The organism is Kitasatospora sp. NPDC097643 (assembly GCF_040302625.1).
In the GTDB taxonomy this organism is placed as follows: domain Bacteria; phylum Actinomycetota; class Actinomycetes; order Streptomycetales; family Streptomycetaceae; genus Kitasatospora.
Genome location: NZ_JBEOSA010000054.1, coordinates 38,459 through 63,317 on the forward strand (window position 1 = coordinate 38,459; position 24,859 = coordinate 63,317).

21 protein-coding genes are annotated in these 24,859 nt (G+C 72.9%); 9 read left to right on the forward strand and 12 right to left on the reverse strand.

From position 1 onward, the window contains the following. Positions 1 to 159: 159 nt before the first annotated feature. From ABTY15_RS28645 to dnaA, 5 genes are all read right to left on the reverse strand, one after another. A complete protein-coding gene (locus ABTY15_RS28645; protein WP_350601697.1) occupies positions 160 to 714 on the reverse strand; it encodes a DciA family protein in 555 nt (184 codons plus the stop codon). A 97-nt stretch (positions 715 to 811) separates the two neighbouring features. Further along, a complete protein-coding gene (gene recF, locus ABTY15_RS28650; protein WP_350601700.1) occupies positions 812 to 1,945 on the reverse strand; it encodes a DNA replication/repair protein RecF in 1,134 nt (377 codons plus the stop codon). Between the two features lie 41 nt (positions 1,946 to 1,986). Next, positions 1,987 to 2,862, reverse strand: coding sequence for a phosphogluconate dehydrogenase (NAD(+)-dependent, decarboxylating) (gene gnd, locus ABTY15_RS28655; RefSeq protein ID WP_350601704.1), 876 nt, complete (start codon positions 2,860 to 2,862; stop codon positions 1,987 to 1,989). Between the two features lie 158 nt (positions 2,863 to 3,020). Next, positions 3,021 to 4,151: a DNA polymerase III subunit beta gene (dnaN, locus tag ABTY15_RS28660; RefSeq protein WP_350601708.1), complete on the reverse strand. Its 1,131-nt coding sequence runs from the start codon at positions 4,149 to 4,151 to the stop codon at positions 3,021 to 3,023. A gap of 929 nt (positions 4,152 to 5,080) precedes the next feature. Next, positions 5,081 to 6,964, reverse strand: coding sequence for a chromosomal replication initiator protein DnaA (gene dnaA, locus ABTY15_RS28665; RefSeq protein ID WP_350601714.1), 1,884 nt, complete (start codon positions 6,962 to 6,964; stop codon positions 5,081 to 5,083). 353 nt (positions 6,965 to 7,317) lie between these two features. Between dnaA and rpmH the strand changes: the two genes are divergently transcribed. The 9 genes from rpmH to ABTY15_RS28710 all read left to right on the forward strand — a co-directional run bounded on the left by rpmH (position 7,318) and on the right by ABTY15_RS28710 (position 14,054). Next, entirely contained in the window at positions 7,318 to 7,455 is a 138-nt protein-coding gene (gene rpmH / locus ABTY15_RS28670) for a 50S ribosomal protein L34 (protein WP_030059672.1), read from the forward strand. 18 nt (positions 7,456 to 7,473) lie between these two features. After that, on the forward strand, positions 7,474 to 7,902 hold the full coding sequence (rnpA, locus tag ABTY15_RS28675) for a ribonuclease P protein component (protein WP_350601717.1): 429 nt from the start codon (positions 7,474 to 7,476) through the stop codon (positions 7,900 to 7,902). After that, a complete protein-coding gene (yidD, locus tag ABTY15_RS28680) occupies positions 7,899 to 8,270 on the forward strand; it encodes a membrane protein insertion efficiency factor YidD (protein ID WP_350601719.1) in 372 nt (123 codons plus the stop codon). The genes rnpA and yidD overlap by 4 nt, the downstream gene beginning before the upstream one ends. After that, the gene (yidC, locus tag ABTY15_RS28685; RefSeq protein ID WP_350601722.1) at positions 8,267 to 9,439 is read left to right on the forward strand and encodes a membrane protein insertase YidC; all 1,173 of its coding nucleotides are present in this window, start codon (positions 8,267 to 8,269) and stop codon (positions 9,437 to 9,439) included. Before yidD ends, yidC begins: the two co-directional genes overlap by 4 nt. Before the next feature lie 67 nt (positions 9,440 to 9,506). Then, complete coding sequence (locus ABTY15_RS28690; protein WP_350601726.1) at positions 9,507 to 10,037, forward strand: Jag family protein; 531 nt, start codon at positions 9,507 to 9,509, stop codon at positions 10,035 to 10,037. Positions 10,038 to 10,217: 180 nt separating this feature from the next. Next, complete coding sequence (gene rsmG / locus ABTY15_RS28695; RefSeq protein WP_350601731.1) at positions 10,218 to 11,051, forward strand: 16S rRNA (guanine(527)-N(7))-methyltransferase RsmG; 834 nt, start codon at positions 10,218 to 10,220, stop codon at positions 11,049 to 11,051. Between the two features lie 255 nt (positions 11,052 to 11,306). After that, positions 11,307 to 12,284 (forward strand): ParA family protein, encoded by a 978-nt coding sequence (locus tag ABTY15_RS28700; RefSeq protein ID WP_350601734.1) that lies wholly within the window; start codon positions 11,307 to 11,309, stop codon positions 12,282 to 12,284. Continuing rightward, on the forward strand, positions 12,281 to 13,312 hold the full coding sequence (locus ABTY15_RS28705; protein ID WP_350601738.1) for a ParB/RepB/Spo0J family partition protein: 1,032 nt from the start codon (positions 12,281 to 12,283) through the stop codon (positions 13,310 to 13,312). Before ABTY15_RS28700 ends, ABTY15_RS28705 begins: the two co-directional genes overlap by 4 nt. 124 nt (positions 13,313 to 13,436) lie before the next feature. Next, positions 13,437 to 14,054 carry a GNAT family N-acetyltransferase gene (locus tag ABTY15_RS28710; RefSeq protein ID WP_350601743.1) on the forward strand — a complete coding sequence of 206 codons (618 nt, stop codon included), beginning with the start codon at positions 13,437 to 13,439 and terminating at the stop codon, positions 14,052 to 14,054. 88 nt (positions 14,055 to 14,142) lie between these two features. Here ABTY15_RS28710 and trxA read toward each other — a convergent pair whose 3' ends face one another. The 7 genes from trxA to ABTY15_RS28745 form a co-directional block, all read right to left on the reverse strand. Then, a complete protein-coding gene (trxA, locus tag ABTY15_RS28715; RefSeq protein WP_350601745.1) occupies positions 14,143 to 14,469 on the reverse strand; it encodes a thioredoxin in 327 nt (108 codons plus the stop codon). A gap of 145 nt (positions 14,470 to 14,614) precedes the next feature. Beyond that, the gene (gene trxB, locus ABTY15_RS28720; protein ID WP_350601749.1) at positions 14,615 to 15,580 is read right to left on the reverse strand and encodes a thioredoxin-disulfide reductase; all 966 of its coding nucleotides are present in this window, start codon (positions 15,578 to 15,580) and stop codon (positions 14,615 to 14,617) included. A gap of 207 nt (positions 15,581 to 15,787) precedes the next feature. After that, complete coding sequence (locus tag ABTY15_RS28725; RefSeq protein ID WP_350601752.1) at positions 15,788 to 16,810, reverse strand: RsmA family anti-sigma factor; 1,023 nt, start codon at positions 16,808 to 16,810, stop codon at positions 15,788 to 15,790. Further along, the gene (gene sigM, locus ABTY15_RS28730) at positions 16,807 to 17,523 is read right to left on the reverse strand and encodes an RNA polymerase sigma factor SigM (protein WP_350601755.1); all 717 of its coding nucleotides are present in this window, start codon (positions 17,521 to 17,523) and stop codon (positions 16,807 to 16,809) included. Before sigM ends, ABTY15_RS28725 begins: the two co-directional genes overlap by 4 nt. Before the next feature lie 52 nt (positions 17,524 to 17,575). Continuing rightward, positions 17,576 to 19,522 carry a protein kinase family protein gene (locus tag ABTY15_RS28735; RefSeq protein WP_350601758.1) on the reverse strand — a complete coding sequence of 649 codons (1,947 nt, stop codon included), beginning with the start codon at positions 19,520 to 19,522 and terminating at the stop codon, positions 17,576 to 17,578. 305 nt (positions 19,523 to 19,827) lie between these two features. Further along, positions 19,828 to 22,302 carry a murein biosynthesis integral membrane protein MurJ gene (murJ, locus tag ABTY15_RS28740; protein ID WP_350601760.1) on the reverse strand — a complete coding sequence of 825 codons (2,475 nt, stop codon included), beginning with the start codon at positions 22,300 to 22,302 and terminating at the stop codon, positions 19,828 to 19,830. A 58-nt stretch (positions 22,303 to 22,360) separates the two neighbouring features. Next, on the reverse strand, positions 22,361 to 24,748 hold the full coding sequence (locus ABTY15_RS28745) for a DUF6049 family protein (RefSeq protein ID WP_350601782.1): 2,388 nt from the start codon (positions 24,746 to 24,748) through the stop codon (positions 22,361 to 22,363). Positions 24,749 to 24,859: the final 111 nt, after the last annotated feature.

Genomic DNA, 24,859 nt, shown 5'->3' on the forward strand with positions numbered 1-24,859 from the left:
GGGCGTTTGGCAGCCCTTGAAGGCAGATATGCCGCCCTGAATCCCCTCTGCACATGTCCCGATACTCGACCCGGGGGCCCAGAGCGCCTGGAAGGGCTGTCAGGGGTTCCGGAAGATCGTGGTCCGCACAGCGCTCCCGACGGCGCACCCCCGGCACGGTCAGCCCCAGGTGTCGCCGGGGCCCTTGCTCCCCGGCGCGCGCAGCCGGCCGTAGCCGCGGGCGGGCGCGGCCGGGCCCAGCACCTTGATCACCCGAACCGTGCCGTGGCCCAGCTCGTGGTTCAGGCGGGCCACCAACTGCCGTGCCAACCAGCGAAGTTGGGTGGCCCACGCGGTGGAGTCGCACTGCACGGTGAGCACCGCTTCGGCGTCGTCGTAGGAGGAGGGGTGGCAGTGCGCGGCGATGTCCGGGCCGACGATCTGCGGCCAACGGCCCATCACCCCGCCGACCGCGGCCGAGGACTCCCAGCCCCGCTCGGTCAGCAGCCGGTTCAGCGCGGCGCCCAGCGGGACCGGGTCGCGGCCGTCCGAGCGGGCGCCGCTGCGCAGGCCGTGCCGCTTCGCCTCGCGCTTCTGCTGCACCTGCTCGCCGCGCTGCTTCGCCTGGGCGCGGGCCGCCCGCAGCGCCGAGCGCGCCAGGTCGGCCCCGGTCGGCTGGGCACCCGTCGGTTCGGTACCGCCCGGTCGGGGGGAGGGCTCCGCCGGCTCGCTCACGGCGATCTCCTTTCCCCAGCCTGTGGACAACGCTGAACGATCCAGCGTACGGGAGGGCCCGGACAGTGCCGTGCGGCGAGGTGGCGGTCGGCCGCCGTCAGCCGGTGACCTTGTGCACCTCGCCGTCGGCGACCGAGAACCGGGCACCGGCCAGCGCCTTCGGCACGTCCTCGGCGACCGCCGCGGTGACCAGCACCTGTTCGCCGTCGGCCACCAGCTCGGCCAGCCGGTCCCGGCGGGCCGCGTCCAGCTCGGCGAACACGTCGTCCAGGATCAGCACCGGCTCGCCGCCGTCGGAGCGCAGCAGCTCGTACGAGGCCAGCCGCAGCGCGAGTGCGTACGACCAGGACTCGCCGTGGCTGGCGTAGCCCTTGGCGGGCAGCGGGCCGAGCCTGAGCCCCAGCTCGTCGCGGTGCGGGCCGACCAGGGTGAGCCCGCGCTCGACCTCCTGCTTGCGGACCGCCTGCAACGCCTGGAGCAGCTGTTCCTCGGCCTGCTCCCGGCTGGTCGGCAGCTCGCCCTCGAAGGAGCTGCGGTACTCCAGGGCGGTCTCCGCGCCGCCGGGCGCCAGTCGCCCGTACGCGGCCGCCACCAGCGGTTGCAGGGCGGTGACCAGCTGGATCCGGAAGGCCGTCAACTCGGCGCCGGCGCGGGCCAGGTGGCCGTCCCAGACCTCCAGGGTGGACAGGTCGGCGCCCTTGCCGCCGCCGGCCCTGCGGGCCATCGCGGCGGTCTTCAGCAGGGCGTTGCGCTGCTTGAGCACCCGCTCGTAGTCCTGCCGGACCCCGGCCAGCCGGGGGGCCCGGGCGGTCAGCAGCTCGTCCAGGAAGCGGCGGCGCTCCCCCGGGTCGCCCTTGACCAGGCTGAGGTCCTCGGGGGCGAACAGCACCGTCCGCAGCAGGCCCAGCACGTCGCGCGGGCGGACGTTGTCGGAGCGGTTGATCCGGGCCCGGTTGGCCTTGCCCGGGGTCAGCTCCAGCTCGATCAGGGTGGAGCGGCCGCGGTCCACCACCGAGGTGCGGATCACCGCCCGCTCGGCGCCCAGCCGGATCAGCGGGGCGTCGGTGGCCACCCGGTGGCTGCCCAGGGTGGCGACGTAGCCGATCGCCTCGACCAGATTGGTCTTGCCCTGGCCGTTGGGCCCGACGAAGGCCGTCACGCCCGGGTCGAGGGGAACCTCGGCCCGGGCGTACGACCGGAAGTCGGCGAGCGACAGGTGCGCGACGTGCATGGCTGTGGACTGCGCTCGCCTTCTGTGGACAGACTCTCGAGTTACTTGGACTCGACCGCGTGGCCGCCGAACTGGTTGCGCAGCGCGGCGATCATCTTCATCTGCGGCGAGTCCTCCTGGCGGGAGGCGAAGCGGGCGAACAGCGAGGCGGTGATCGCCGGCAGCGGCACCGCGTGGTCGATCGCGGCCTCGACGGTCCAGCGGCCCTCACCGGAGTCGGCGGCCCAGCCGCGCAGCTTGGCCAGGTGCTCGTCCTCGTCCAGGGCGCGGACGGCCAGGTCCAGCAGCCAGGAGCGGATCACGGTGCCCTCCTGCCAGCTGCGGAAGACCTCGCGCACGTCGGTGACCTCGGGGGCGGCCTCCAGCAGCTCCCAGCCCTCGGCGAAGGCCTGCATCATCGCGTACTCGATGCCGTTGTGGACCATCTTGGCGAAGTGGCCGGCGCCCACCGCACCCGCGTGCACCGAGCCGAAGTCGCCCTCGGGCTTGAGCGCGTCGAAGACCGGCTGGACCTTCGCGACGTGCTCGGCGTCGCCGCCGTACATCAGGGCGTAGCCGTTCTCCAGGCCCCAGACGCCGCCGGAGACGCCGCAGTCGACGAAGCCGATGCCCTTGGCGGCCAGCGCCTCGGCGTGCTTGACGTCGTCGGTCCAGCGGGAGTTGCCGCCGTCGACCACCACGTCGCCGGGGGAGAGCAGCTCGGCGAGCTCGTCCACGGTCGCCTGGGTGGCGGCGCCGGCCGGGACCATCACCCAGACCACGCGCGGGCCCTGGAGCTTGGTGACGAGCTCCTGGAGGCTCTCGACGTCGGAGATGTCCGGGTTGCGGTCGTAGCCGATGACGGTGTGGCCGGCGCGGCGGATCCGCTCGCGCATGTTGCCGCCCATCTTGCCGAGACCGATGAGGCCGAGCTCCATGACCAAGTCCTTACCTGTGGTGACGTGCCTGCCGGCGGCGCCGTTGCCGCACAGGCCTGAGCCTACGCGCTGAACGGCGACGGCCTCCCCGTGGTCGGGCCGACCGGGGGAGGCCGTCCACAGGCTGTGTCCACAGCCTGTGGGTGGTCGCGGGACCGTCAGCCGGAGAGGCGGACCGGCATGATCAGGTACTGGTACGCCTTGTCCTCCTCGGCGTCCACCGCGGCCTTGCCGCTGAGCAGGGCCGGCTTGGTCGGGGTGGTGAAGCTCAGCTGGGCGTAGGCGGAGTCGATGGCCTTGAGGCCCTCCTCCAGGTAGCCCGGGTTGAAGGCGATCGAGATGTCGTCGCCCTCCAGGTCGGCGTCGACCCGCTCGGTGGCCTGGGCGTCGTCGCCCGAGCCGGCCTCCAGGGTCAGCACGCCCTGCTCGAAGCTCAGCCGGACCGGGGTGTTCCGCTCGGCGACCAGCGAGACGCGCTTGAGCGCCTCCAGGAAGGGCTGGGTCTGGATCGCGGCGACCGCGCTGAACTCGGTCGGGAAGAGGCTGCGGAACTTGGGGAACTCGCCCTCCAGCAGCCGGGTGGTGGTGCGGCGGCCGGCGCCCTCGAAGCCGATCAGGCCCTCGCCGGCACCGCCCGAGGAGAGCGCGATCGAGACGTTGTCGCCGCTGCCCAGGGACTTGGCGATGTCCTGGAGGGTCTTGGCGGGGACCAGGGCGACGGCGGAGATGTCCGACTGCTCGGGCTTCCACAGCAGCTCGCGGACGGCGAAGCGGTAGCGGTCGGTGGCGGCCAGGGTGATCCGGTCGCCCTCGATCTCGACCCGGACACCGGTGAGCACCGGGAGGGTGTCGTCGCGGCCGGCGGCCACGGCGGCCTGGCTGACGGCGGAGGCGAAGACGTCACCGGAGACGGTGCCGGTGGCGGTCGGCATCTGGGGCAGCGCGGGGTACTCGTCCACCGGGAGGGTGGGGAGGGTGAACCGGGAGCTGCCGCAGACCACGCTGACCCGCTGGCCGTCGGTGGAGATCTCCACAGGCCTGTTGGGGAGGTTGCGCGAGATGTCGTTCAGCAGCCGGCCGGAGACCAGGACGGTGCCGGCCTCCTCGATGTCGGCCTCCAGCTCGACCCGGGCCGAGACCTCGTAGTCGAAGCCGGACAGCGCCAGGCTGCCGTCCTGCGCCGTCAGCAGCAGGCCGGCCAGCACCGGCACCGGCGGCCGTGCCGGGAGGCTGCGGGCAGCCCAGGCCACCGCCTCCGCGAGGACGTCACGCTCCACCCGGAACTTCACCGGTAACCGCCTCCTGGATCGAGCGCTCCCGCTCGCACTCTGGTTCGTCTGATCTTGATCGTCGGTCGGCTGTCCGCCGAGCTCTGCCACTCCGCTTCCAGTCGCCGAGGACAGTCTGACGTACTCCGCCGACAGACGGGGCAGACGGGCGGAAGCAAGCCCGAACAGATGTCGGGGAGCGGTTGTCCACAGATTTCGGGCCCACCCACTTGGAAAGCAAGTCCGAGGTCTAAATGTGTAGTGGTAGTAGTAGGGCCTGTGGAAACCGTGGATAACCCCGTTTCCGCAGGTCAGGGCCCGATTTTTGTCCACAGTGGGTGTGGACGGCGGCTGTGGACGGGCAGGCCGCGCTGTGGACGGCGGAGCGTTACCCACAGGCCACGCTCGGTATCCACAGGTTATCCCCAGGACTGTCCCCAGATCCGGGCCCGGTTATCCACGGGCGCCGGTCAACTTTACGTGACGCCTTTCACACCAGGGTATGAACGGGGCCCCAAGGTTGTCGAACTGTGGACCCCGCTGTGGACAACCTGGGGATAACCGGCCTCGCCCTGGGGACAAGCGGTGGATAACCCGGACGGCCCACTGGCGGCCCGTCAATTGTCCACACCCTGTGGATAACCGTTGTGCACAAGTCCACAGGCACCTGACCTGCGCGGAAGAGCGTAGCGGCGAGGAGCCTGTGGACGAATTCTGGATAACTCCGGACTCCCCGGCCTGTGGACTGTGGGGAAGGCGCCCGCCCTGTGGACAAAGGCCCTGCGCGGCCCCGGTTTTCGAATCACCGGTCAGATGTTCGGCGCGGGCTGTGGACTGGCGAAGCGTCCGTCGAACGCATACCTGCCCCGCCGGCGTGCGACGCACACCTGTGGATATGGCAAAAGGGCGCCAGGATCGCTCCTGACGCCCTCCGAACCCGCTGCCGGGGACTAGCTCTTGATGCGGTTGGTGAGCTCGGTGACCTGGTTGTAGATCGACCGCCGCTCGGCCATCAGCGAGCGGATCTTGCGGTCCGCGTGCATCACCGTGGTGTGGTCGCGGCCGCCGAACTGGGCGCCGATCTTGGGCAGCGAGAGGTCGGTCAGCTCCCGACAGAGGTACATGGCGATCTGGCGGGCCGTCACCAGCACCCGGCTGCGGGAGGATCCGCAGAGGTCGTCCACGCCCAGCCCGAAGTAGGCCGCGGTCTGCTGCATGATGACCTGCGCGGTGATCTCCGGCCCGGCGTCCTCGTCCCCGCCCGGGATCAGGTCCTTGAGGACGATCCCGGCCAGCTCCAGGTCCACCGGCGCCCGGTTGAGGTTGGCGAAGGCGGTGACCCGGATCAGGGCGCCCTCCAGCTCCCGGATGTTGCGGGTGATCCGGGACGCGATGAACTCCAACACGTCGGCCGGGGCGTTCAGTTGCTCCTGGATCGCCTTCTTGCGGAGGATCGCGATCCGGGTCTCCAGCTCCGGCGGGGTGACGTCGGTGATCAGGCCCCACTCGAAGCGGTTGCGCAGCCGGTCCTCCAGCGTGGTCAGCAGCTTGGGCGGCCGGTCCGACGAGAGGACGATCTGCTTGTTCGCGTTGTGCAGGGTGTTGAAGGTGTGGAAGAACTCCTCCTGCGTGGACTCCTTGCTCGCGAGGAACTGGATGTCGTCCACGAGCAGGATGTCCATGTCCCGGTAGCGGCGGCGGAAGGTGTCCGCCTTGCCGTCCCGGATCGAGTTGATGAACTCGTTGGTGAACTCCTCCGAGGACACGTAGCGCACCCGGGTGCCCGGGAAGAGGCTGCGCGAGTAGTGCCCGATGGCGTGCAGCAGGTGGGTCTTGCCCAGCCCGGACTCGCCGTAGATGAAGAGCGGGTTGTACGCCTTGGCCGGGGCCTCGGCGACCGCCACCGCCGCCGCGTGCGCGAAGCGGTTGCTCGCGCCGATGACGAAGGTGTCGAAGAGGTACTTGGGGTTCAGCCGGGCGGCCGGCTCGTCCTTGCGCGCGCCGCCGGCCGGGGGAGCGCCGGGCGGGGCGGGCACTCCGGGGACGGCGGGGCGGTCGGTGGCGCGCTCCGGCACGGCCTTCTCCGCCGGACGGCCGCCGGTCGGGCGGGAGCCGGTGGAGCGGCGGCCGGCGCCGGTGCGGGGCTGCTCGTTCGGGCCGGGGCCGTAGGCGCCGCCGAACAGGTCGCCCTGGGTGGTCGCGGGCGGGCCGCCGGGCAGCTGGCGCGGCGCCGGGCGCGGCGCGGGCTCCTCGGCGTCGCGGTAGGCGGGCGGCTGCTCCTGGTAGCCGGCGCCGTGGTCCTGGTAGCCGTCGCCCTGCGCGGGGTAGCCACCTCCCTGCTCGCCGTAGCCCTGGTCGCCGTAGCCGGGCCAGGCCGGAGCGCCCGCCGGGCCGCCGTACGGCGCGGGGCGCTGCTCGTAGCCGCCGGTGTCGTAGCGGGGCCGCTCGTAGTCCGGTTCGTACGGCTGCGGGTAGCCCTGGCCGCCGTAGTCGCCGCTGTCCTCCTCGGCCGGGCCGGGGTAGGGCTCGGCCGGGGGCTGCGGGGCGGGCGCGGGGGTGGTCGGCACGGCGTTGGCGTCGACCATCACGGCGATCCGCACCGGGCGGTTGAGCTCGCGGCTGAGGGCCTCGGTGAGCTGCGGCAGCAGCCGGCCCTCCAGCACCTGCTTGGCGCGCTCGTTGGGGGTGGCCAGCAGCGCGGTGTCGTGCATCATCCACATCGGCTGGGTGCGCTGCACCCACTGCTTGTCCATCTCGCCGACGTCCGGGTCGCTGACCAGCCGCTCGACGACCCTTGCCCAGACCGGGACAAGGTCGCTGTTGACATCAGCCACTGGTGCACGCTTTCCAAGAACAAACCAGACAAGTTCTGCAACGGTAGTCAGCGAACAGAGCCGGATCAAGTCGTTGTCCACAGGCTGTGGGAAACCGGGGGTCGGAGCGGCTGGTTTGACCCTCGCGCCCCGTCCCGCGTACCGTAACCAGGTCGAGTTGTCGATGGCCGCTGCCGCATGTCCGCGGGTCCACCCGCTCCATAAGGCGCGCAGCACGGGCGCCGTGGATTGCCTCAAACCCCAGCCGAACTGGGGGGACGGGCCGGATTTCCGAATCAGGGGAGATCACGCGGACGCACGGTGACGGCCAAGCGATTCCCCGTCATCCTACGATTCACCTCAGGAGCCCCCGAGTGAGCAAGCGCACCTTCCAGCCGAACAACCGTCGTCGCGCGAAGACCCACGGCTTCCGGCTGCGTATGCGTACCCGCGCCGGCCGCGCCATCCTGGCCGCCCGCCGTGGCAAGGGCCGCGCCAGCCTGTCCGCCTGATCCACGACAGAGTCTGTTGTGCTGCCCTCCGAGAATCGGCTGCGGCGGCGCCAGGACTTCGCGACCGCGGTGAAACGCGGTCGCCGGGCCGGCCGGCCCCTGTTGGTCGTCCATCTCGCCAGAGAGGACGACCCCAAGGGGCAGGCCGACCGGACCAGCGACTCCCGCCCGCACGTCGCCGAGGGGACTCCTTCGGCGCGTGCGGGTTTCGTCGTGAGCAAGGCCGTCGGCCCGGCGGTCGTTCGCAACCTGGTCAAGCGCCGGTTGCGGCACCTCGTTCGTGATCGTCTGTCCAGGCTGCCCGCCGGTAGCCTGATAGTGGTGCGTGCGCTGCCCCAGGCCGCCACCGCCCCGTACCAGGATCTCGAACGCGATCTGGACGCGGCGCTGAAGCGGTTGCTGCGGGTGGAGCCCGCCGCCACGGCGCCGACGGGAGCAGGGCGATGAAGTACCTGCTGATGGGTCTGATCAGGGTCTACCAGTGGACCATCAGCCCACTGCTCGGTCCGGTCTGCCGTTACTACCCTTCCTGCTCGCACTACGGCTTCGAGGCCGTCAAGGTGCACGGGGCGGTGAAGGGCGGTGGGCTGACCGCCTGGCGCATCCTGCGCTGCAATCCGTGGACGCCCGGCGGGGTCGATCACGTCCCGCCGCGTAAGCATCCGGTGTGGCACCGGCGGTTGCGAGACTGGCTGAGCAGCCGGTCCGCCCCCGGACAGCCGGTGACCACGACCCCCGCCGGTCCGGACCCAGAGGGCCCGGCGACCATTGGCCCCACGGGGCCAATCCACATGTCCAAGGAGCCCGACCGGTGACCTTCTCCTTCCTCAACCCCCTGTACACAGCGGTGTCCTGGATCATCGTCCAGTTCCACTCGCTGTACAGCAACATCTTCGACCCGGACGGTGGCTGGGCCTGGGGTCTGGCCATCGCCTCCATGGTGGTCGTCATCCGGATCTGCCTGATCCCGCTCTTCGTGAAGCAGATCAAGGCGACCCGGGCCATGCAGGCGATCCAGCCGAAGATGAAGGCCATCCAGGAGCGCTACAAGAACGACCGGCAGCGCCAGTCCGAAGAGATGATGAAGCTGTACAAGGAGGCGGGTACCAACCCGTTCTCCAGCTGCCTTCCCATCCTCGTGCAGGCGCCGTTCTTCACCGCCCTGTACGGCGTGCTGGCCAAGGTCGCCAAGGGCCAGGACATCGGTGTCATCCACGGTGACCTGCTGGTGAGCGCCGGCAAGGCGCACATCTTCGGTGCCCCGCTCTCGGCGACCTTCCTGGGCAGCGACGAGCTCAACGTCAAGATCGTCACTGCCGTGATGATCATCCTGATGTCGCTGTCGCAGTTCATCACCCAGCGCCAGCTGATGACCAAGAACGTCGACCTCACGGTGAAGACGCCGTTCATGCAGCAGCAGAAGATGCTGATGTACGTCTTCCCGATCATGTTCGCCGTCATGGGCATCAACTTCCCCGTCGGTGTCCTGGTCTACTGGCTGACCACCAACGTCTGGTCGATGGGCCAGCAGCTGATCGTCATCCACAACAACCCGACCCCGGGCAGCAAGGCCTTCCAGGAGCGCCAGGCGCGGCTGAAGAAGGCCGGCCGGCTGAACCCGGACGGCTCGGAGATCAAGGGCGCGCTCTGGGGCCTGCTGCCCCCGTCCAAGGCGGCCATCAGCGCCGCTGCCGCCACCTCGGCCTCGGCCGTGGTCGAGGAGTCGGTGCAGGCACGGCGCCAGCAGCCCCGCAAGCAGACCAAGGCCCAGCGCCAGCACGGCGGCCAGCCGGCCGCCGGCCTGACCAAGGAGGCCCAGGCGGAGCCCGAGGACGCCGTCCCGGCCGAGACCGGCGGTGCCAAGCCGGCCGCGGCCCAGGAAGGCACCGCCAAGCCCGGCGCGAAGCCCGGTGCGGTCCGGCAGCAGGGCACCCGGCAGCAGCCGAAGCGCGGCGGCGGCCAGCGGCCGAAGAAGAAGTCCTGACGGAGCTTCGTCCAGAGCTTCGTTCCCGGCCCACCAACCTGGGCCTCATCTCCGAAGGAGTCCATCAGTGACGGAAGGCACCACCTCCGCCGTCGAGGCCGAGGCCGCCGCCAGCGCCGACGAGAGCCTCGTCGCCCGCCTGGAGCAGGAGGGCGACATCGCGGCGGACTACCTGGAGGGTCTGCTCGACATCGCCGACCTCGACGGTGACATCGACATGGACGTCGAGGGCGACCGGGCCCTGGTCTCCATCGTCAGCGACGGCAACGACCGCGCGCTGCAGCGCCTGGTCGGCCAGGACGGCGAGGTGCTGGAGGCGCTGCAGGAGCTGACCCGGTTGGCTGTCCACCGGGAGACCGGCGAGCGCAGCCGCCTCATGCTGGACATTGCCGGCTTCCGGGCCCGCAAGCGCACCGAGCTGGCGACGCTCGGTGCCCAGGCCGCGGAGCAGGCGAAGTCCTCCGGCGAGCAGGTCAAGCTGCGGCCGATGACGCCCTTCGAGCGCAAGGTCGTCCACGACGCGGTGGCCGCGGCCGGGCTGCGCAGCGAGTCCGAGGGCGAAGAGCCCCAGCGGTGCGTGGTCGTGCTGCCGGCCTGAGGCCGACGGCACGATCGGACCGGCCGCCACGGCGGCCGGGGAGCTTCACCGGACGCGACCCCGTCCGCCTCGTGCGGGCGGGGTCGTCGTCCCTTCGCGGGGCGTGCGCCCGGCGGAAGATGTTTCACGTGAAACGGTGCGGAGAGCGGGTCGGTGGATCCGGGGATCGGAGAGGTCGAGATGGACACGGAGAACGCGGCTGGCGGTCAGCCGGGGGCGGCTGACGTCGATCCGGCCGCCGAGGGGCAGGCCGCCGAGACGCCCGAGACCCACGAGCTGCCCGAGCCGCCGGCCGTCGCCCGGGAGGTCTTCGGCGATCGCTTCGACGCCGCGGTCCGCTACACCGAGCTGCTGGCCACTGCAGGGGTCCAGCGCGGGCTGATCGGGCCGCGCGAGGTGCCCCGGCTCTGGGACCGCCACGTCCTCAACTGCGCGGTGCTCGCCGAGCTGCTGCCGCCCGGCTCCACCCTGTGCGACGTCGGCTCCGGGGCCGGTCTGCCCGGCATCCCGGTGGCGCTGGCCCGCCCGGACGTCTCGGTCACGCTGCTGGAGCCGCTGCTGCGCCGGACCACCTTCCTGGAGGAGGTCGTCCGGGAGCTGGGGCTGGAGAACGTCACGGTGCTGCGCGGCCGCGCCGAGGAGATGGTCGGCAAGCTCGCGGTGGACGTGGTGACCGCCCGGGCGGTGGCGCCGCTGGACCGGCTGGCCGGCTGGGGGCTGCCGCTGCTCCGCCCGCACGGCCAGATGCTGGCGCTCAAGGGCGACAGCGCCGAGCAGGAGCTGGCGGACTCGCGGGCCGGGCTGACCAAGCTGGGCGCGGTCGAGTGGAGCGTCATCTCGGTCGGCGAGGGCACCCTGGAGACCTCGACCCGCGTGGTCCAGGTCAAGGCGGGGGAGAGCCCGGGCGGCGTGAAGGCCGCCACCCGGCGGGCCAAGGCGGCCCGGGCCGGGCGCACCGCGAGCGCCCGCACCACCGGCGAGCGCGCCCGCGGCGGACGGCGCCGCGGCCGCTGAGGCGGGTGACGCTCGACACGCTCGACCCACGGGCGGGTGGCTTCCTGGAGAGGGAGCCGCCCGCCCGTCGGCTTTCCGGTGACGGGCGGGCGACCGGCGGGCCGACAGGGGGACACCGGAGTGTCGCACCATCAGATTTCCGACAAAGCGGGCATGGTGTTTCACGTGAAACGTCGCTCCTTGCTCTCCGGAATCCTTGGCCGCAGCCGGGCTGTGACTGTTGCCGCTCCGGTTTCACGTGAAACACTGACCCCCATGCAGGACTCGGAGACCGTCGACCAGATCGATGACACGCCCATCGCGAGGGCTGCCCAGGCTGCGGTCCAGGCGATCGGCCGGGCGGGTGAGGGCCTGCCCCGCCCCGCCGCGACCCGGGTGATCGTGGTCGCCAACCAGAAGGGCGGGGTGGGCAAGACCACCACCACCGTCAACATGGCCGCCTCGCTCGCCATGCACGGACTGCGCGTCCTGGTCGTCGACCTCGACCCGCAGGGGAACGCCTCCACCGCCCTCGGCATCGACCACCACGCCGAGGTGCCGTCCATCTACGACGTCCTGGTCGAGGGCAAGCCGCTCGCCGACGTGGTGCAGCCGGTGGTGGACGTCGAGGGGCTGTTCTGCGTCCCCGCCACCATCGACCTGGCCGGCGCCGAGATCGAGCTGGTCTCGCTGGTCGCCCGGGAGAGCCGGCTCCAGCGCGCGATCGCCGCCTACGAGCAGCCGCTGGACTACATCCTGATCGACTGTCCGCCCTCGCTGGGCCTGCTGACGGTCAACGCCCTGGTGGCCGGCCAGGAGGTGCTGATCCCGATCCAGTGCGAGTACTACGCACTGGAGGGCCTCGGCCAGCTGCTGCGCAACGTCGAGCTGGTGCGCGCCCACCTCAACCCGGCGCTGCACGTCTCGACCATCCTGCTCACCATGTACGACGCCCGGACCAGGCTGGCCGCCCAGGTCGCCGAGGAGGTCCGGACCCACTTCCAGCAGGAGGTGCTGAGCACGGCGATCCCGCGCTCGGTGCGCATCTCCGAGGCGCCCAGCTACGGTCAGACGGTGCTCACCTACGACCCGGGCTCGACCGGGGCGCTCTCCTACCTGGAGGCCGCCCGCGAGCTCGCACTGCGCGCGGTGGGCGCGGGCGGCACCACGGTGGTGGGGCAGCAGCGGGACGGCAGCGGTACGGGGCAGCAGGCCCCGATGGCACAGCACGGTACGACGGAGGGCAATCGGTGAGTGGTCGCAGGGGTCTGGGACGAGGGCTTGAGGCGCTGATCCGCCCCGCCGCGCCGGCGGAGGACGGGGCGGCGCAGCCCGCAGCGGCCACGCCTGCGCCGGCCTCGGTGTCGGTGCTCCCGAACGGCCGCGGCACGGTGGCGGCCAAGGTGGCTGCGGAGAGCCTGCGGGAGCAGCCCGCGCTGGTCGCCGGGGCGTACTTCGCCGAGCTGCCGCTGGACACGATCACCCCCAACCCGCGCCAGCCGCGGGAGGTCTTCGACGAGGACAAGCTGGCCGAGCTGGTCGCCTCCATCAAGGAGGTCGGTCTGCTCCAGCCGGTCGTGGTCCGCCAGGTCGGGGCCGAGCGCTTCGAGCTGATCATGGGTGAGCGCCGCTGGCGGGCCTCCCGGGAGGCCGGGCTGACGGAGATCCCGGCGATCGTCCGGGCCACCGAGGACGACAAGCTGCTGCTGGACGCCCTGCTGGAGAACCTGCACCGGGCGGAGCTGAACCCGCTGGAGGAGGCCGCCGCCTACGACCAGCTGCTGCGCGACTTCTCCTGCACGCACGACGAGCTGGCCGACCGGATCGGCCGCTCGCGCTCGCACGTCTCCAACACGCTGCGGCTGCTGAAGCTCTCGCCGGCCGTGCAGAGCCGGGTCGCCGCCGGGGTGCTGACGGCCGGGCACGCCCGCGCCCTGCTGGGCGCGCCGGACGCCGAGCGGCAGGAGCAGCTGGCCAAGCGGATCGTCGCGGAGGGCCTCTCGGTGCGGACCACCGAGGAGATCGTCACGCTGATGGGCCACGAGGAGAAGCCGAAGCGCCAGGCGCCGAAGGCGGGCAAGCTGCTCTCCCCGGCGTTCAACGATCTGGCGAGCCGGCTGTCGGACCGCTTCGACACCCGGGTGAAGGTCGAGGTGTCGCAGCGCGGCGGCAAGCTGGGCAAGGGCAAGGTGGTGCTGGAGTTCGGCTCGGTGGAGGACCTGAACCGGATCCTGGACAGTCTGGCCCCGGGCGAGGACGGTCTGCGGCTGTCGCAGGGCTGAGCCGGACCGAGGTCGATACCCGATGGGTGCATGCTTCACGTGAGCGCTGTTTCACGTGAAACATGCACCCATCGGCGTTCGTGGGGGAATGCTCGACCGTGAAGTGGAGGAGGAGGTGCGGGGGATGGGACGCCGGATCGCTCCGCTGACGCTGGACAACCTGGCGGACCTGCCGACGACCTGCCGCTCCTGCGTGTTCTGGGAGCTGGACCCGGTCAGCGGGAAAGCAGCGGTGGAGTCCGGGAAGCCCGAGCTGGCGAAGGAGGGGTGGATCTCCGCGGTGCTGCTGGAGTGGGGGTCCTGCGGCCGGATCGTCTACGTGGACGACCAGCCGGCCGGCTTCGTGCTCTACGCGCCGCCCGCCTACGTGCCGCGCTCGCAGTCCTTCCCGACCAGCCCGGTCTCACCGGACGCCGTTCAGCTGATGGTCAGCCGGGTGCTGCCGGGCTACCAGCGGCAGGGGCTCGGCCGGGTGCTGGTGCAGACCGTCGCCAAGGACCTGATGGGGCGCGGGGTGCGGGCGATCGAGGCCTTCGGCTCGGCGGGGCGGACCCCGACGAGCTGCGTGCTGCCGGCCGACCACCTGCTGGCGGTCGGCTTCAAGACCGTCCGGCCGCACCACCGCTACCCGCGGCTGCGGCTGGAGGCGCGCACCACGCTCTCCTGGCGGGGGGACGTGGAGGTGGCGCTGGAGCGGCTGCTCGGCGGGGCGCGCAAGGAGCCGGCGCTGCGGCCGTTCTGAGACGGGCGTTCCGAACCCGTCCTGTGAACGACGGCGGCGGGCCCCCACCCGGGGAGCCCGCCGCCGTCGATTCGACCGCTCGGAGGAGCTAGATCAGGCCGTCCAGCTCGCGCAGCAGCGCGGCCTTCGGACGGGCACCGGTGATGGACTTCACCGGCTCGCCGTTCTTGTAGAGGATCAGGGTCGGGATCGAGATGACGTTGTACTGGGCCGCGGTGACCTGGTTCGCGTCCACGTCGAGCTTGGCGATGGTCAGCTTGTCGCCGTTCTCGGCCGCGATCTCCTCCAGGATCGGGGCGACCTGGCGGCACGGGCCGCACCAGGTGGCCCAGAAGTCGACCAGGACGGGCTTGTCGCTCTCCAGGACATCGGCCTTGAACGTCGCGTCGGTGACGGTGGTGGTGGCGCCGGCCACGGGAACTCCTCGGGTTCGGACGGTGAGGGCTGCTGCCAGGTGAACAACGGGCGGGCCCGTTCTGTTTCTGCCTGGCCGGAGCGGGGGTGTTCCACGGGGAACACGGGGCACACCCCCGCGGGGGGATCAGTCGGTGGCGTGCGGGTCAGACCGCCACGGCGGCGGCCTGGGTCTCCAGGTCGTCCAGCGCGGCGAGGTAGCGCTCGGCGTCCAGCGCGGCGGAGCAACCGGTGCCGGAGGCGGTGATGGCCTGGCGGTAGGTGTGGTCCACGACGTCACCGGCGCCGAAGACGCCCGGGATGTTGGTCCGGGTGGAGGGGGCCTCGACCTTGAGGTAGCCCTCGGCGTCGAGCTCCAGCTGGCCCTTGAACAGCTCGGTGCGCGGGTCGTGGCCGATCGCGATGAACAGGCCGGTGACGGCCAGCTCGCGGGTCTCGCCGGTGGTGGTGTCGCGCAGGGTGACGCCGGTCAGCTTCGGGTCGCCGTGGATGGCCTCGACCGCGCTGTCCCACTCGAAGCGGATCTTCTCGTCGGCGAAGGCGCGCTCCTGCATCGCCTTGGAGGCGCGCAGGGTGTCCCGGCGGTGGATGATCGTGACGCTGCGGGCGAAGCGGGAGAGGAAGGTCGCCTCCTCCAGGGCGGTGTCGCCGCCGCCGACCACCGCGATGTCCTGGTCGCGGAAGAAGAAGCCGTCGCAGGTCGCGCACCAGGAGACGCCGCGGCCGGAGAGCTTGTCCTCGTTCGGCAGGTCCAGCTTGCGGTGCTGGGAGCCGGTGGTGACGATCACGGCGCGGGCCTTGTGCACGTTGCCCTCGGAGTCGGTGACGGTCTTGACGTCACCGGTGAGGTCGACCGCGACGATGTCGTCGGGGACCAGCTCGGCGCCGAAGCGCTCGGCCTGCGCCCGCATGTTGTCCATCAGCTCGGGGCCCATGATGCCGTCCCGGAAGCCCGGGAAGTTCTCGACCTCGGTGGTGTTCATCAGCGCGCCACCGGCGGTGACGGCCCCCTCGAAGACCAGCGGCTTGAGGGAGGCACGGGCCGTGTAGAGCGCGGCCGTGTACCCGGCCGGGCCGGAACCGATGATGATCACGTTACGGACGTCGCTCACTGCATCTCCTGGTTCGCATCGCGACCCGCGTTAGCTGCGGGGAGGGCGGTCCTGCTCCGCCGCCCGGGACAACGACTGACCAGTGTCTCGCATTCCCAGGCGGATCAGTACCAGGTGCCCGCAGTGTGGGAGCGTCGTGCCGGGTTGGGCGTCGATCGCATGGGAACGGTCGGACCGCCCGGACGGCTCAGCGGAACGGCACCGTGCTCAGTGGGCGGGCACCGTGCGCTCCAGGACCTGGCCGCAGTCGGGGGAGCGCAGGTAGACGTCCACGAAGCCCGGCCGACCGGGTGTCGGGTAGACCAGGACCTCGACCGGGGAACCGGCGTAGCTGCCGTGGTCGACGGCCAGCGGGGTGCCCGCGGCCGGGGCGGGGCAGCCGGTCGGCGAGGCCAGGGTCGGCAGCTCCGAGCGGCCGTCGTCGGGCGCGGCGCCGGAGGGCTTGACCGGTCCGGTCGGGAGCAGCCCCGGGGCGGTGGCGGTGGCGCGGGCCAGCAGCTGCTGGACCTGGGCGGCGAGCTGGTCGTCGCGGTAGACGGTGCCGGCGCCCGTGGCGTGCTCGGTCCGGGCGGTCTTGGGGGAGCCGGCGACCGGGGCGCCCGCCGAGACGGCCGTCGTGCCGGATGTGGACGGACCGGTGTCGCGCAGCACCAGGGAGCCGCCCAGGGCGATCGCGGCCAGCGCGGTGGCCGCGCCGAGCAGCAGGGCGAGGCGGCGGCGCCGGGGGCGGGACCGGCCGGGGCCGGTGGCGCCGGCGGGCCGGGCGGGCGGCGCGGCGGGGGCCGTGGCGGCCCGCGGGGGCGCGGTCGGCCCGGAGGTCCGGCGAGCCGGGGCGGGGGCCTCCTGGGGCCGCTCGGGGGCCTCGACGTGGTCGGTCTCGGCGTGGTCCGCCTCGGTGGAGGCGGCGGCCGCGGCCAGGGCGGCGTCCAGTCGGGCGGCGACGTCGGCCGGCATCGGCGGGGTCTCGACGGCGCCGAGCAGCGCCCGGACCTCGCCGAGCGCGTCGACGGTCGCGCGGCACTCGGCGCAGCCGTCCAGGTGGCGGTGGAGCGCCGCGGCGGCGTCGGCGGACTCGACCAGGCCCTCGGCGAGGTCGGCGAGCTCGTCCACCGAGGGGTGCCCGGTGCCGTCCCCGGAGGCGCCGGCGGTCCCGGGCGTGCCGGTGGGCTCGGGGGTCTCCGGGGTGTCGGGGGTCTCAGGGGTCCCGGGGGAGGAGAAGGGTGCCGTCATCGGGTGCTCGCATCTCCTTCCAGAACCGTCCGGGTGGTGTCCGGGCCTGTCCCTGTGACGGTACGGGCGTCCGTCGGGTTCCCGGGGGCGCTCCGCCGTGGTGGCGCGGCTCCCGGGGCGGCCGCTGTTTCACGTGAAACATCCGCCCCGCCGACGCCCTCGCGCAGGTGGCGGACGAGCGGCAGCAGCCGGGCCCGGCCACGGGCGCAGCGGCTCTTCACCGTGCCCACCGGGACGCCCAGCAGCTCGGCCGCCTCGGCGACCGGGTAGCCCTGCATGTCGACCAGGACCAGGGCGGCCCGCTGGTCGGCGGGCAGTTCGGCGAGCGCCGCGGTGACCTCGCGGTGCAGTTCGGCCCGGACCACCGGGGAGTCGGCCGGCTCGGCCGCGCCGACCAGGGTGTCCAGGCGCTGCGGGTCCTCGTCGAGCGGGGTGGTGCGTCGGGTGGCGCTGCGCCGGGCGCGGTCCAGACAGGCGTTGACCACGATCCGGTGCAGCCAGGTGGTGACCGCCGAGCGGCCCTGGAAGCCGGGGGCGGCGCGGAAGGCGGAGACCAGGGCGTCCTGGAGCGCGTCGGCGGCTTCCTCGCGGTCGCCGAGGGTGCGCAGCGCGACCGCCCAGAGCCGGTCGCGGTGGCGGTTCACCAGCAGGCCGAACGCGTCCGGGTCGCCGGCGACGTGCCGGGCGAGCAGCGTCGCGTCGTCGTCCGTCATCGTCACCCCTCGACCCCTCACCGTCGTCGCCCGGAACCCGCGGGCGGCCGGGTCAGCCGAAGACCTTGACCTCGGCGACCTGCCCGCGCCACTTGCCTTCCGTATCCTTCGGCAGGCTGGTCAGCCAGATCAAGAGATAACGCGTGTTCGTCGGACTGCTGAGGGTGAAGTCGGCCGTGGTGGTGCCGGACTTCTTGTCGAGCACGGTGAAGGCATCGGGCTGGGCCCCGGTCGGGTTGGCGGCCGCCTTGGCGGTGGGTACCCGCAGCTCGGCGGTGGTGGTCCCGATGAACTGGACGTTCACCGAGCTGACCGACTGCACCGAGCCCAGGTCGATGAGCAGGCCGGTGCCGTCCTTGGGCAGCGGCTTGGGACCGAAGGGGTCCCAGTACCCCTTGGTCGACCAGGCCGTGTTCGGGTCCCCGTCGAAGGCCTTCGGCAGCAGGTAGACGGACTCCGGGGAGTCGCCCTGCGGGTTGTACGAGATGGCTTCCCTGATCGGGACCGGCACCGGGGTGCGCACCGCGGCGTGGACGGTCGGGGTGGCGCTGCTGGCCGAGGGCTGCGGCGCCGCGACGCTCTGCCCGGGGTGGCGCAGGCTGTCCACCAGCTGCCAGGAGGCGACGCCGATCGCGCCCAGCGCGACCGTCCAGGCCGTCGCCTTGACCACCCGGCGCAGCCGCCGCCGGGTGCGCCGGACGGCGGTCGGGCGGGAGGAGGGCGGCAGCGGGGCGACGGTCGTCTCGGCCACCGTCCGGCTCGGGTTGGGCGCGGTGGGCAGGGCGTGGGTGTTGTGCCGGGGCGGGGCCGGGAAGGCGGGCAGCTCCGGCTCGGGCTGGCGGATCTTGGGCATCAGCGCGATCGCCCGGGCCAGCTCCTCCGGAGTGGTGATCGGCTCGGCGTGGTGCGGCGGGTGGTCGAACAGGGCCCGGGCGGCGAGCTCGGACAGGCCCTTGTGGACGCCCGCGCGGACCTGGTCCGGTGCGGCGTTCTGCAGGCCCTTCGGCAGGCCCTGGAGGTCGTAGCGGTCCTCCGGGTACGGCCAGCGGTGGGTGAGCGCGGCGAACAGCAGGGCGCCGATCGCGCGGGTGTCGGTGCGCCGGGCGTCCTCGGTGCTGTCCTCGTCGGGCAGCCCGCGCAGGGCGGCGTCCACGGCGATGCCGTTGATCCGGTACTGGCCGCTGTCGGTGCGCAGCACGCAGCGCGGGGTGAGCCGCAGGTGGGCCTGGCCGCGCCGGTGGGCGGCGGCGACGGCGTCGGTGACCTGGCGGACCATCTGGTACGCCTCGTGCGGCTCCATCGGGCCGTCGGCGAGCAGCTTGGCGAGGTCCGAGGCGTGCGGCAGCCACTCCCGCACGACGTAGACCAGCTCGCCCTCCTGGACGGCGTCCAGGACCTGGACGAAGCGCGGGTCGCCGAGCAGCGCGGCGGACTTGGCGGCGGCCAGCACCTTGCGGGCCCGCTGGTGGCCGGAGGCCATCAGGTGGACGCCGACGGCCCGGCGCAGCTTCTCGTCGACGGCCCGCCAGCTGCTGAAGGTCTCGGTCTGGGAGATGCACTCCTCCAGCCGGTACCGGTGGCCGATCTTGTCCCCGCTGTGCCGCAGCGGCGCGGGCAGGGTGCGCGGGAGCGTCCCGGTGTCGCGCGGGTCGACGGTGGGCTGCGGGTCGGTGGGGCGGCGCCGGGCGGCCTCGGGCTCGGCGGCCCGGGCGGCGGCGGGTTCGTGGCCCGGGCCGCCGGCGGCCAGCTCGGCGGCGATCTCGCGCACCGAGAGGGGAGCGGTGATCTCGGAGGTCTCCTCGCCGGAGGCCGGGTCCGCGGCGGCCTCCTCGGGGGCGTCCGCAGCGTCCTCGGGGGCGGCCGCGGAGGGTGTGCCGGCCTTGCCCGCGGGGGCGGTGCCGCCGCCCGCGAGCTCGTCGATCGCCGCGGCCAGTGCGGCCTCGTCCGCCGCCTCGTCAGCTGCCGACGTGTCGACGACCGCCTTGGTGCCATCAGCCACCGTGGTCCTGCCTCCCCTTGTGTCGCCCCGGCCTGAGAGAGTCGCTGGAGCGCGGGGGTTGGCTGCCCTGTGCTCCAGGACAATTGTGCCCACTCTTCTCCACCGGGTACGACCGCTGAGGGGTCCTCTCGGTTGCCTGAAGGTGGAGAGATGTGGTGCAGATCCGACACCGGGCCGCCACCTCCGGGCCCGGGGGACCCGGGTGGGGGTGGCGGCCCGACACCCGGCCGGCCGGGCGGAGACCCCGGTGGTTCCGGTTGACGCCCGGTCAGGGTGCCAGCCGGTCCGGCCGGTTGGTACGACGGTCAGCGGCCCAGTCGGCCGCGCACCATGCCCAGCATGGCGTTGAGCTCCTCGATCCGCAGCCGCTTGGCGATGAACACGAACACGGCCAGCTGGAGGGCGCCCGCCACGACCAGCGCGAGCACGCTGCCCGCCCAGCCGTCGAGCACCCGCTGGACCGCCAGGCTGACGCCGAGGCCGACCGCGGCGGCCGGGACGCAGGCGGCCGCCAGCCGGCTGTAGGTCTTGCCGATCCGCTTGGTGTCCAGCCCGCCGATCTTCTTCTTCAGCTTCGGCACCGCGACCATCACCCCGATGGCGTAGGCGAGGCCGTAGCCGAAGGCCATCCCGGTCACGGTCCACTCGGCCGGCAGGGCGAACCAGCAGACCAGCGAGAAGCCGGCCTGGCAGGCCGCCACCCAGACGGTGTTGGTGAACGGCGTCCGGGTGTCCTCGTAGGCGTAGAAGCCGCGCAGCATCACGTACTGCGCCGAGTACGGGATCAGGCCGAGCGCGAAGGCGGAGAGCATCAGACCGAGGTTGGTCGCGTTGTTCAGGGCCGTCGTGCCGCCGCCGACCGCGTAGATCGAGCGGCCGATCGCCGGGCCGAGCGCCAGGAACAGGAACGCGCCCGGGACGACGGCCACCGCGGTGGTGCGCAGCCCGTACGACAGGTCGTCGCGGACGGCGCCGGCGTCCTCGTCGGCCGCCGCCCGGGAGAGCCGGGGGAGCACCGCGCTCATGATCGAGACGGTGATGACGGCCTGCGGGAGCTGCCAGATCAGCAGGGCGTTGGAGAAGGCCGAGAGGCCGACGCCCTGGTGGCCGGCCTTCTCGGCGGCGTCGCCCGCGGCGGTGGCGAGCTGGGTGATGACCAGGTAGCCGGCCTGGTTGGCGAGCACGAAGAGGAAGGTCCACTTGGCCAGTCGGGCGGCTTTGCCCAGGCCGTGGCCGCGCCAGTCGAAGCGCGGCCGGTAGTGGAAGTCGGCCGCCCGCAGGTACGGGATCATCGCCAGCGACTGGACGACCAGGCCGATCAGGGTGCCGATGCCGAGCAGCCGGACGCCCTCGGGGGAGATGTTCTCCGGGGTGACCTGGGTGGCGTTGTAGCCGCCGAACACCCAGATGTACGCGCCGAAGGTGAAGATCACCACGATGTTGTTGAGGACCGGGGTCCACATCATCGCGCCGAACCGGCCCCGGGCGTTCAGGATCTGGCCCATCACCACGTGGATGCCCATGAAGAAGATGGTGGGCAGGCAGTACCGGGCCAGCGCCACGGTGGTGTCGGCGCGGGCCGGGTTGGCCATCATCGGGTGGGCGATCAGCTGCACCAGCAGTGGCGCCGCGATCACGGCGAGGAACACCACGCCGCCGAGCCCGACCATCACCAGGGTGAGCAGCCGGCTGGCGTAGGCGGTGCCGCCGTCCTCGTCGTTCTTCATGCTGCGCACCAGCTGCGGCACGAAGACCGCGTTCAGCGCGCCGCCGCCGATCAGGATGTACAGCAGGGTCGGCAGGGTGTTCGCGGCGTTGTACGAGTCACCCATGACGGCGATGCCGATGCCGCCGGCGATCACCATCGTCCGCAGGAAGCCGGTGCCGCGCGAGACCAGAGTGCCGGCCGCCATGATCGCGCTGGAGTTCAGCAGGCTGGCGACCTTGCCCCCGCCACCGCCGGCCGCCGGGGCGGCCTCGGCCGGGGCGGGGGTCTGCTGCGCCGCGCGCTCCTCGGCGACGATGTCCGCCAGCGGTTCCACCGCCGGCGGCACCGCGACGGCGGCCACCTGCATGGTGGCCTCCTCCTCGGACAGCGGCGGGTCGAACTCGATCGGGGGCACGAAGGGGCGCCGGTCGTCCGGGCCGCCCTGCTGCGGCTGGCCCGGGTAGCCGCCCGCCGGCGGGTACGGCGCGGCCGGCGGCACCGGGGCGACCGGCGGGGTGCCGGGCTGGGTCGGGGCCGGGGCCGGCTGCGGCACCGGCGGCGGGGCCGCGGCCTCGGTCGTGCGGTTGCCGAACAGCGCCTCCACGCCGACGTACTCGGTGCTCTCGCTGTCCCAGGCCGAGTGCGCCGGGCCCGGCTCCCACTGCGGCCGGGGCTGCTCGGCGCCGCCCCACTGGTCGCCGCCCGCCGGGGCGGGCTCCTCCCGCCAGGCGGCCTGGGCCGGGGTGTCCCAGCCGGGCTGCACCGGCGGCACCGGCGGCGCGAACGGCGTCGGCGACGGGAACTGCGCCGGGGTCACCGGCGTCGGGTAGCCACCGCCCTGCGGCGGCAGCTGCGGCGGCACGTCGTACGCGGCGGCCGGCGGCTGCGGCGTGGCGGGCCGCCCGGCCCGCAGACCGTACGGGTCCTGGCCGTCCTGCGCGCCCCCGTACGCGTCGGCCGCGTACGGGTCCTGGGCGTAGGTGTCGGCCACGTACCAGTCGCCGGACGGCGACTCGGCGCCCGGCCGGCTCTCACCGCGGCCCGGCGGCCGCTCCTCGCTGCGCCCGGTCATGTCACCTCTTCGCTGTCGTGGGGGGAGGCCGGCCCGGCGTTGCGGGGGGTCGGCGGTATCAAGGACCAACCTTCTCATCACTGGCGGCCCGATCCCGGCCATCCGCGCTGCTGCCGCGCGGTGTCTGCGCAGGACCGTCACCAGCGGAACCGTCCCCGCCCGGGCCTCCGTCGGCCTCCGCGTCGGCGGTCCCGTCGGCGGTCCCGTCGGCGGTCCCGTCGGCGGCCCGGTCGGCGTCTGCGTCGGCGTTCTCGGCGCCCCCCGCGTCGCCGACCGGCTGGTCGCCGTCGGCGTGCGGCTGCCCGGCGCGGCGCTTGCGCTGGCGGATGAAGCGCAGCGCGGCCAGCAGCAGCAGGGCGCCGGCGCCCGCGAAGACGTACAGCACGCCGTTGGTCACCGAGGTGACCTCCACCCTGAAGCGCTGGGGCGCGCCGTACGGCTGCGGGTTGGGGCCGGTGGTCATCAGTTGGGCGGTCATCCAGACCGGCCCGTTGTTGTGCGCCTCGGCCTGGAAGCGGAGCGTGACGCTCTGCGAGGGCGGCAGGACCAGCTCCTCCTCGGCGCGCACCTTCAGCCGGTTGGGCTGGGTGGAGGTGAGCACCAGCTTGAGGTTGGTGACGGTCTGGGTGAGGTCGTTGCGGACGCTGACCTGGAGCAGCCCGGTGTCGCCGGCCAGGGTGACCACGTTCTTGGGCGGCACCCGGACGGCGTTGGTCAGCTCGCCCAGGTAGTTGTCGACGCCGGCCCGGTAGGTGCTGCCGGCCGGCGGCTGGGCGCGCCACTCGGTGGACAGCGAGCGGACCATGGCCGCGCTGAACGGGCCGCGCACCCGCTGCGGCAGGGTGAGCACCCGCATCAGGGTGTCCAGGTCGTGCTGGATCTTGTCGGTGCTGCTCAGGTCGGCGGCCGGCAGCTCCGAGGCGCGGGCCTGGGCCGGGTAGTCGGGGGCGGCCGGGACGGCGGAGTTGGCCTTCGGGTCGGGCGCGCCCTGGGCCAGCACGTCCAGCTTGGCCGGCGCGATCCACTTGTCGGTGGCCGCTTGCAGGGCGTTGGCCAGCACCTTGGCGGTGTTCGCGGTCAGCTCGCGCGGCGGCATCACCAGCAGGCCGCGCGGGTTCTGCGGCTCCTCGTGGGTGATCACGTAGGTCTCGGCGAGGAAGCGCTGGGTCGCCTGGGTCTGTGCCTGCGGGGTGCTCAGGTCGGCGTCGAACAGCGAGGTGACGGTCTCGTCGGCGACCACGGCGTTCTGGCCGTTGCCGATCGGGCGGACCGCGGTCGGGGTGTACTTGACGCTGCTCGACTCCGGCACGCTCTGGCCGTTGACCAGGACCAGGCCGCTGCCGGACTGCTGGGTGAGGCCGGCGATCTGCTGGTCCAGGTAGCCCTGGTACGGCCAGGCCACGTCCGAACGGGTGTCCACGGAGAGCCGGCCCTCGACGGTGAGCCGGCCGGCGGTGGCGGCCTTGCTCAGCGCGGTGGTCATCCCGCTCAGGTCGGCGCCGTTGTGCGCGATCGAGGCGACGTCCGGGTCGGCGTACGGCAGCGCCACCACCTGGGTGCCCGGCTTGGCGACGGCGGCCCGCAGCTTCTCCAGCCAGGCCGTGGCGGCGGCCGTGCCGGCGCCCTGGACGGTGTTGTCGTCCTTGGCGGGCTTGCCCTCGCGCTCGCTGCCCGGCTTCTGCACCCGGTACGGCCGGGTCATCGCGAACGCGGTGTCCAGCAGGTCCGGGTCGATCACCCAGGTCAGCCCGGGCAGCTTGGCACCGGTGTCCACCAGCTCGTACAGCCGGCCGCCCGGGGCGAACTCGGCCGCCAGGCTGTCGTTGCGCAGCACCGAGGCGGTCTGGTCGTTCTCGGAGGTGGCGGTCTGCGCGGCCAGCACCGGCGCGTGCACCAGCGGCCAGAGCGTCGTGACCTTGGTGGGCTGCGCCTCGCCGGGGTTCGGGTTGTACGGCAGGAAGGTCCGGGCGATGCCGAGTGCCCGCTCCTTCTGGTTGTCCGCGGTCGCGCCCCAGACGTCCACCGCGAGTTCGTAGACGCCGCTCTCGGACAGCCCGAGGTCGCTCACCGCGACACCGAGGGTGTACGACTGGCTCTGGCCCGGGCCGAGCTCCGGCAGGGCGTACTGCGGGCTGTCCAGCTCCACGCCGTCCGCGCCGAGCGGACTGGTCCGGCCGGCCACCGTGGCGAGGTCGTTGCGCCGCTCCAGCGGCCGGCCCGAATACGGCTTGCGGACGGCCGCGTGGGCGCCCTTGAGCACCGACCGGCCGCCGTTGGTGACGTGCCCGCTGATCGTCACGGTGCCGTTCGGGGCGGCCACCAGCGGCGCCACCGTCTCGATCGTCATGGTCACCGGGGACTCGGCCGAGGCGCCGCTGTCGGCGGCCGGCCGGAGTCCGCCGCCGGCGGGCAGTGCCCCGGCGGGAGTCGCGGTGAACAGCGTCAGGGCCGCCGCGCAGGCGCGTCCTCACGGCCGATGGCGCCCGGTGCTACCTCCGCGAGAACGGGGAGGCGGACGCGCCCGCGGTGATCCGCGCGCTCCACCGCCTCAGCCTGG

What these genes read in the sequence shown, in the direction of transcription:
- recF (WP_350601700.1), bottom strand. Translation starts at nt 1,945, where the DNA reads ATGCACGTCGCGCACCTGTCGCTCGCCGACTTCCGGTCGTACGCCCGG.
- gnd (WP_350601704.1), bottom strand. Translation starts at nt 2,862, where the DNA reads ATGGAGCTCGGCCTCATCGGTCTCGGCAAGATGGGCGGCAACATGCGC.
- yidD (WP_350601719.1), top strand. Translation starts at nt 7,899, where the DNA reads ATGAAGTACCTGCTGATGGGTCTGATCAGGGTCTACCAGTGGACCATC.
- rsmG (WP_350601731.1), top strand. Translation starts at nt 10,218, where the DNA reads ATGGACACGGAGAACGCGGCTGGCGGTCAGCCGGGGGCGGCTGACGTC.
- ABTY15_RS28700 (WP_350601734.1), top strand. Translation starts at nt 11,307, where the DNA reads ATGCAGGACTCGGAGACCGTCGACCAGATCGATGACACGCCCATCGCG.
- ABTY15_RS28710 (WP_350601743.1), top strand. Translation starts at nt 13,437, where the DNA reads ATGGGACGCCGGATCGCTCCGCTGACGCTGGACAACCTGGCGGACCTG.
- ABTY15_RS28725 (WP_350601752.1), bottom strand. Translation starts at nt 16,810, where the DNA reads ATGACGGCACCCTTCTCCTCCCCCGGGACCCCTGAGACCCCCGACACC.
- sigM (WP_350601755.1), bottom strand. Translation starts at nt 17,523, where the DNA reads ATGACGGACGACGACGCGACGCTGCTCGCCCGGCACGTCGCCGGCGAC.
- murJ (WP_350601760.1), bottom strand. Translation starts at nt 22,302, where the DNA reads ATGACCGGGCGCAGCGAGGAGCGGCCGCCGGGCCGCGGTGAGAGCCGG.